Source organism: Myxococcales bacterium, from assembly GCA_012517325.1.
GTDB lineage: Bacteria > Lernaellota > Lernaellaia > Lernaellales > Lernaellaceae > JAAYVF01.
Window position 1 is genome coordinate 1 of sequence record JAAYVF010000088.1, and the last position, 7,042, is coordinate 7,042.

At 61.8% G+C, this 7,042-nt stretch carries 7 protein-coding genes; 2 read left to right on the forward strand and 5 right to left on the reverse strand.

The genetic code is table 11. The features are described from left to right. Positions 1–255: 255 nt before the first annotated feature. The 3 genes from GX444_15840 to GX444_15850 all read right to left on the reverse strand — a co-directional run bounded on the left by GX444_15840 (position 256) and on the right by GX444_15850 (position 2,624). On the reverse strand, positions 256–660 hold the full coding sequence (locus tag GX444_15840; GenBank protein ID NLH50050.1) for a cytidine deaminase: 405 nt from the start codon (positions 658–660) through the stop codon (positions 256–258). A gap of 181 nt (positions 661–841) precedes the next feature. Next, entirely contained in the window at positions 842–1,279 is a 438-nt protein-coding gene (locus tag GX444_15845) for a hypothetical protein (GenBank protein NLH50051.1), read from the reverse strand. A gap of 19 nt (positions 1,280–1,298) precedes the next feature. Beyond that, positions 1,299–2,624, reverse strand: coding sequence for an OFA family MFS transporter (locus GX444_15850; protein ID NLH50052.1), 1,326 nt, complete (start codon positions 2,622–2,624; stop codon positions 1,299–1,301). Between the two features lie 186 nt (positions 2,625–2,810). On the opposite strand from GX444_15850, the gene GX444_15855 reads away from it, so the two are divergent. Continuing rightward, positions 2,811–3,539, forward strand: a complete 729-nt coding sequence (locus GX444_15855; protein NLH50053.1) for a hypothetical protein — start codon at positions 2,811–2,813, stop codon at positions 3,537–3,539. Between the two features lie 19 nt (positions 3,540–3,558). Continuing rightward, positions 3,559–5,367, forward strand: coding sequence for a phosphatidylserine/phosphatidylglycerophosphate/cardiolipin synthase family protein (locus tag GX444_15860; GenBank protein NLH50054.1), 1,809 nt, complete (start codon positions 3,559–3,561; stop codon positions 5,365–5,367). A gap of 40 nt (positions 5,368–5,407) precedes the next feature. On the opposite strand, the gene GX444_15865 is transcribed toward GX444_15860, so the two are convergent. Further along, complete coding sequence (locus tag GX444_15865; GenBank protein ID NLH50055.1) at positions 5,408–6,538, reverse strand: YARHG domain-containing protein; 1,131 nt, start codon at positions 6,536–6,538, stop codon at positions 5,408–5,410. Positions 6,539–6,586: 48 nt separating this feature from the next. Then, on the reverse strand, positions 6,587–6,817 hold the full coding sequence (locus GX444_15870) for a hypothetical protein (GenBank protein NLH50056.1): 231 nt from the start codon (positions 6,815–6,817) through the stop codon (positions 6,587–6,589). Positions 6,818–7,042: the final 225 nt, after the last annotated feature.

Below are 7,042 nucleotides of genomic sequence, written 5' to 3' on the forward strand. Positions count from 1 at the left end.
ATCGATCAAGATAATAATGTAATCGCCTTAATTTATTCAGATGAACCAAACGACGATAAAAACGACGATGATGATGACGACGATCAAGGCTGCGGCTGCTGATTCGTCCGCTCGCTAACGCATCCAAACACCACTTCCGCTTTGCATGGCCATCGATCCGGACGGATCGAAGACCATGGCACCCGAAAAGATCCTCCCCCTTCGAGACAGCCAAGGGCATCTCTTGGAATGCAATGAAATCGCCCGCCGAAAGTTCTACGGCCCTTCGAACGCCTCGGGGAAATAGTGGGCGAGGGGCCATTGGCGGATCTTGCCGGCGGCGTCCGCGGTGACGACGAGGATGTCGGGGGCGAATTCGGCCAGCATCTGCCGGCAGAGGCCGCAAGGCGCGATGGGGGTCATTTTGGCGGCGACGACGGCGAGGTGGGTGAAGGCGCGTTCGCCTTGGCTCAGAGCGGCCAGCAGGGCGACGCGCTCGGCGCAGAACACCTGCAGCAGGCTGGGGCTTTCGACGTTGCAGCCCTCGTAGACCCGGCCGTCCGCCGTGCGCAGCGCGGCCCCGACGGGGAAATCGGAAACCGCCGGCAACGCGCGGCTCATGGCTTCGCGCGCCTGCCGCAGCAATTCTCGGGCCTCGGTCGGGGTAAGTCGTTTCTTCATGGCGTTAAAATAAATAACCGTGGGATCCGGTGTGGGAGGATTGGGGAGGACACTTTTAACCGGATCCCACGGCAGTGTTCGTCTCACGTATCCGACGGAACTATATACCAGCCGTTTGGCGATTTCCAGTCTTTTTTTTCAAAAAAACGACTTTTTTTGCCGGATGGCGCCGACGGCTCGTTTAGTCCGTCACTTCCTTGATGTCGAACCGGTCGCTGGTTCCCGCCTGCAAATAAGCGAAGCAGCGAACGACGGTCACGCCGGGAAAGCGAGCCTCGATCAACTGCTTCGCCGCTTTCAAGTCCTCGAAATGCTGGGCCAATTCGACCTCGCGGGCCGCGAACTGGAAGTGCCCGTAGGCGCCGCAATCCTCGTGGCCGATCACGTAGATCTTCTCCGCGTGGTGCAGCTTGACCGACACTTCCAGGTCGCGGAAGAGCGAATCGGCGAACCCGGGCTTCGGCCGCACCAGGTCCTGGATGCAACCGCCGCGGGTGATCAGATCGCAATCCTCGCCGAGCGACTGGATGAAGCGGCCGATGATGTTGCCGCCGTACTTGCGTTGATGCAGGCGAAAATCCTCACAGGTCACGACCGCGAACTTGCACAGGTGCGCCACGATTCGCTCCCTTTTCTGCTTACGCGCTCTTCGGCGGTTTGATGATCATGACGACCGCGCCGGCCACCAGGCACATGATGCCCGAGATGATGAAGGCCGTCACGTAATTGCCCGCGTCGTAGGAAGCAGTGGTCAGATTGCCGGCCTTGTCCGCCGTTTCGTAGGCCACCTTCTGCACGACTTGCATCAGTTTCGGGGCCAGCCACGGGCCGAACAGGCCGCCCGCGCCGTAGGCCGTGAACATCCAACCGTAATTGGCGCCGACGTTCTTCGTGCCGAAGTAGTCGGCCGTCACCGCCGGGAAGATGGCCAGGAAGCCGCCGAAGCAGAAGCCGACGCAGGCGACGCCGGTCAGGTACAGGCCGTAAGAGCGCAGGTAATTGAGCGCCAGCATGACGACGCCGGCGAACGCGAACATGATCAGCAGGGTGGTCTTGCGGCCGATGTTGTCGGAAACCTTGCCCCAGGCGATGCGGCCGGCGGCGTTGAGGATCGAAACGATCATGACCGCCGAAGCGCCCTTGGCGGCGACCGCCGCGTAGGTGGCCTTGGCGATCGGCGCGCCGTCGGTGAACAGGCTCAGCAGCGAGAACGACTGCCAGACGTTGGTGACGTTCATGATGACCATCAGGCCGGCGGTGCAACCGGCGAAGTAGGTCAGCCACAGAAGCCAGAATTGCACCGTGCCGAGCATTTTCTGCCAGGTGTAATCGACCGCAGCCGCGGCGGCGACGCCCGGTTGCGGGGCCGGCGGATTCCAACCGGCGGGCTTGAAGCCGGCGGGCGGATTGACCATGAACTGGGCGCCGATGACGACCAGGACCAGGAAGATCAAACCCAAATAGAGGAAGGTGCTCATGATGCCCTGGGAGGCGATCAGGGATTTGGCGATCGGGGTGAACACCAGACCGCCTGCGCCGAAGCCCGCGACCGCCAGGCCGGTGATCAAGCCGCGCTTATCGGGAAACCATTTGACGCACGTGGCGATCGGGCAGACGTAGGCGGTGCCGATGCCGATGCCGCCGATGATGGAAAAGCCGATGACGAACATCGCGAGATTCGTCGCGAAGCTGGCGACGATCAGGCCCACGCCGAGCAGCGCGCCGCCGATCGTGGCGATCAGCCGCGGGCCCAATTTGTCCTGAATGCGGCCGGCGATGATCATGCTCAGCGCGAAGAAGGCCAGCACGAGCTGCGACGGCAGGGCGAGGTTGGTTGGGGACCAGCCGAATTGCTCTTTCAAGGGCCCCTTGAACACGCCGTAAATGTAAATGGCGCCCAAGCTGATTTGAATCAGCAGCGCGCCGACGACCACCAGCCAGCGATTCCGCACTTTTTCGCTCATCGGCATAGCCCTCCAGTAGCGATCAAAATAATTCAGTTGTGACGTATATTTCCTGCACTCGGATAAGCGGGGGGATACTAGCAAAACACCGGCCAAGCTGTCAAGTTGTTGAATGATGATTCATTCAATAAAACACGCTTTTTTTCGTCGGTTGCATCGCCGCGCCGAAATCCGCATCATTTCTCCATGGTTGCGACTCAAAAATACACGCCGTCACCCTGGCTCGGGGTCGTTTCGAGGCTGAGCCTCGCGGCCCATCTGCTCGCGCCGCTGCCGGCGCTGATCCAATTTCTGGCCGTGAGCCGCGGCTGTTCCGGCTGGTTCCGCGCCATTGTCGCGCTGGCGGGATTGGTCGCCTACCTGGGCTATACGCTCTTCGCGCTCATACTGCATGTCGAATATTTCCCGGAACGGGTCGGCACCGCAGGCCGTCTGCTGTGGTTGCCGATTTTATTGATGGTTCTGGCCCGGTTGATGAACCCGCCCGGTTCCCTCTGGTGGTTGACGGCGGGCTTGTTGCCTTTGATCGGCCTGCTGGCGGCGGTTTTATTGCTGTTTTCGGCGGGAACGCACCTGGGGCCGCGGAATGCGGCGGCGCCGGCGGGCGAGGGCGGAGTTACCTGGCGCGCCGAGGGGCGTTCGTTGTGGACAGACCCGGATTTCTCGCCGATGTCGCGCTGGGTCGTCCTGCTGGCCTTTTTACTACCTTGGCTCGCGATCGTTGTTTTCGCGGTCGGCGCGGCGTTTCATCTGCTGATCCACGACGCGGCGGCCATGACGTTTTGGCAGAAAGCCGTTTTCCCGGCTTGGTGGGCGGGCTCGATCGCAATACTATGCCGCCATTACACGGGTTTGCTGATCGGCCTGACCGCGGACGGCCGGGTTTTCGGCCCGGGCCGGAAGGCGTTCGAGTGAACCGGCGCGCGAGGACGAATTGCCCGACAATGAGATGACCTATCTGACGATCAAGAACATTCGTCTCGACCCGGAGCGGGTCGACAACGACGGCGGGGGAACGCCGCGCTTGTCCTGCATGGTGTTTACCAACATCGACAATGCCACGGTCCATTCGGTGAGTCTAGACCTCAAGCTGCTTGGCGCGGCCAAAAAGGACCTGGATCTCGATCCGCGGGAATCTCTGCCTTCCAGCCGCGAAGGCCGGTATGCGACGACGTTCGAGGTGCCGCAACTGACCGATCCGGGTTTGTACGAACTGCCGATTCTGGCGCGCGACAGCGATGGGCGGACCCATCGCGTCAAGGCATCGCTGAGCGTCGCCTACCGCCGGCCCGGTTACACGGATTCGCTGCTGGCGCCCGCCAATCAGGAAGTGCTGGCGCGCGTCGGCGGGTCGCCGATCCTGGCCGGCAATCGCGTCGTCGTGATGGCAGACGGCGAGACGGCCATGCGGGCCCGGCTGGAGTTGCTGGCGGCGGCGAAACGGCAGGTCGATCTGCAAACCTATCTGTTCAATACCGAGGGAATCGGCGAGGTTTTTTACGAGGCGTTGATTTCCCGGCTCGGCCAGGGGGTGCGGGCCAATATCATTTTGAACGGTGACACCCAGATTCCCGCCGCGTTGTGGAGCACTCTCCGCCTGACTTTTCACCGCGTCCTCGGTGAAATCTCCGAATTTCTGGAAGAGCACGGGCTGCTCGACGGCAAGGGAGAAAATTCCGCTATTCAAGCGCGCCTCAACGAGTGGAAAAAATCCGTCAACCTGATCCTGTTCAGCGGCGCGTTGCTGCGCGAGCGGGGACTGATGCCGCAACGCTCCGGCGAAACGCCCGGCGTCTGGCTGCAAAAAATCATCGCCGACGCCAACGCCAACAGGCGATCGGTCAATCCGGATTTGCTGGAGGATTGGTCGAAGAACCTTTACCAGGGTCCCGGCGGCCTGCCGGCGATTCCGCTGCTGGATCACGCGATTCACGAGAAGATGCTGATCGCCGACGGCGAGCAGGCGATCGTCGGCGGGCGCAACCTGTCGGACGAATACTTTTCGCGCTGGCTGGATACGGATTTGCTGCTGGCCGGGCCGATCGTCGGTGAGGTGCAAAAAGGCTTTTTCCGCAACTACCGCGAACTGAGCGCGGAAGGCGGCCAGCCGATCGCCGAACCCGCGCCGGCCAGCCCGGGGCCGGCGGGCGAAACGCGAGCGCAGTTCGTCCAATCGCGGCCCTGGGCGGGCGAGCACCACACCCTTCATTCGCTGGTGACGGCGTTCCAGATGGCGCGGCGGCGGATCAGCGCTTATTCGCAGTACCTGATCCTGCCCGACAGCCTGCTGCTCGACTCCCTGCTGGACGCGGCGCGGCGCGGTGTCGACGTACGGATCCTCACCAATTCGCTGACGACCGGCCAGGTGGTGCACCTGGGCACGGGTTATTTCATTTCGCTCAACTATTTCGCCCGCCTGCTCGACGCCGGCATTCGCGTCTTCCTGCTGCGCGGCGACCCGGGTCTCAAGGACAGGCAACCCTACCTGCACGTCAAGGAATTCATCGTCGACGGCGAACTGGCCGTGTTCGGTTCGTTCAACCTGTCGATGCGCAGTTGCTACATCGAGTCGGAAAACCTGGTCAACGTCTTCGACCCGGAGCTCGCGGCCCGGGAAGAAGCGGTGTTCGACCGCCGCCTGGCCGACGAAGCCGACGAGGCGACCCCCGCCTTCCTGCAGGAGCAATACCAGCAGTACCGCAACCGGATAGAAATCGTCCGCAATCTGGAGTTGTTGTTCTGATCGTGACAAAGGGGGCGTCGACCGGAGAGCGGGCGCCGGTTTACTTCTCCGGCAGACTCTTTTCCAGCTTCTCCAACACCGTGACCATTTCCTGTTCGTCGGGCGGCAGATCGGCCAGGGCGACCGGGCGTTTTTTCAGCTTTCGGTACCAATCGAAGCGGCTGAAGTAACGGGTCAGGCGCGGATTTTGAAACGCATGCCCGTGCCGGGCGAACAACGCGTTTTTCACCAGGTTCACCGATGCGCGATCGAAGCGGTTTTTTTCGGCCCATTCGGCCCAGGCCCGCGCCTCGGCGACGTTGCCGAAAACCAGCGAGGGATCGGTGTCGCCTTCCAGAAAATTGCGAATCAGATAGAGCGTGATCTCGGTTTGCGGTTTCCAGTCGGCGAATTCCCAAACCACCTTGCCGTCCCGTATGTGGTAACCGGCGGGCGCCGGCAGCAGGCGGTTGGGCGGCAGGTCCGGCGGGATCTCGAGGGAGATTTTCGCCTTGCCGATGCTTTCCGCCCAGGACAGCCCGCTGGTGACGATGTAGGTGACGGCGGTGAATCCGGCCATGTCGTAATTCAGCTTCGGCTTGATGTTTCCCCAGAAAACATCGGCGTGGGTCAGCCGGCTTTTTTCACGGGCGTATTCCCAGAGGCCGCCGACCGTGGCGAAGCCGCCGAAGGAATATTCGTTGACCACCACGATTTCCTGCTTCGGCTTGAAGCGGACCTGCCAGGTGTAGGCCGCGTCGCAGGCCAACTTGCCGCCGTCGGCCAGGCGCACCTGGCTTTGGCCGTTGTTTTCGACGACCTTCTTGTGCTTCGTCGGCAGTCGCTTGCCGGCCACCGTCACGCGGAAATCGCGCATGAGGTATTGCTCTTTCGCGTCTTCTTCGTACGGATTGGCGCGCCAATCGGGGAAGCCCATTTCCACGGTCACCGGCTGGTCGGACAGGTTGCGAAAACGAAACCGGCAATGCGCTCGGAAGGTGTACGATTCGTCGGGACGGGTCGCGTTTTTAATCTCGATCTCTTCCTCGAGCATCCGGATTCGCTCGTTTTTCACCAGGTAGACCGTCGCGCCGTCGCCGCGGAACTCGGCGTCGTTCGCCGTCGCCGCGCCGGCCGCGAGAATCACCCCGAGACAAGCCGCCAGGAGACAAAAAAGGGTTCGCTGTTTCACGAGGAATTTTCCTTCGAAGCCCGGTTTGCCGGCGCCGAACGGCGGATTTTAGCGGCGGCGCTTTTTCTCGCCGGCGAGCCGGCGCCGGCGATGAACAGCTCGCCAGGCGTTGTCGCGGGTCAGGTCGGGTTGAAAAAGCAAGGCGTGCGCCCGGCGTCCGGCCAGCACGTAGGCCGCCGCGATTGCCGCGGCTTTGCGGCGCAGGCGCCGGCGGTCGGCGGTCGCCTTGGCCTCGACGGCCGTGGGCGGCGGCAAGTTCAGGTTGACGGTTTGAGTCATCATCGCGATCCGTTCGGCTGACATTTTTTCCAGACGGCGTTCACTATATCGGTTCGCCGGCGAAGCGACAAGCTCGTTTGTGGTGAATGTATTAGCTTAGCGACTTTGTCCCCTGTAACTGCTTAGCGATTATGTCCCCCATGAAGAAGGACATGATTTCGATGACTCCCAAGGAGTTACAGCGGATGAGGTTGCTGGTCTGCGTCCTGGAGGGGCAGCTGCCCC